This is a genomic window from Planctomonas deserti, assembly GCF_003067705.1.
Classification (GTDB): Bacteria; Actinomycetota; Actinomycetes; order Actinomycetales; family Microbacteriaceae; genus Planctomonas; species Planctomonas deserti.
The window spans coordinates 1-512 of the sequence record NZ_QANL01000228.1; the positions used below are offsets into that span (position 1 = coordinate 1).

General features: G+C 73.8%; 1 protein-coding gene. It reads left to right on the top strand.

What is annotated here, in order from left to right; translation table 11 throughout:
* Positions 1-512, top strand: a 512-nt coding sequence (locus tag DAI20_RS18170) for a mannitol dehydrogenase family protein (RefSeq protein WP_497802661.1), incomplete at both ends; no start/stop codon positions are given.

Consider the following 512-nt stretch of genomic DNA (forward strand, 5'->3'; position numbering starts at 1 on the left):
GGCCTGGTGGTCGCCGAGCCCTTCAGCCAGTGGGTGGTGCAGGACGATCTGGTGGCGGGCCATCCCGGCTGGGACCGGGTCGGTGTCCAGCTGGTGCCCGACGTCGCCGGCTGGGAGCAGCTCAAGCTCCGGGTGCTCAACACCTCGCACTCGCTGCTGGCCTGGCAGGGCGCGCTCGCCGGCCACGACACCATCAGCAGCGCCGCCGCCGACCCGGCGCTGCACCAGCAGGTGGTGGCGCTGATGGATGAGGTGGCGACGGTGCTGCAGCCACCGCCCGGTGCCGACGTCCCCGGCTACCGCGCGGAGGTGCTGCGCCGCTTCGCCAACCCGATGATCCGGCACACCACCGCCCAGGTCGCCCGCGACGGCTCACGGAAGCTGCCGGAACGGGTCTTCGGCACGATGCGTGACCAGCTCGCCGCCGGGCTGCGTCCGGAGTGGACGGCCCGGCTGGTCGGGCTCTGGCTGGCCTACCTCGCCCGGTTCCGCGACCCGTCGAGCGACCCGCT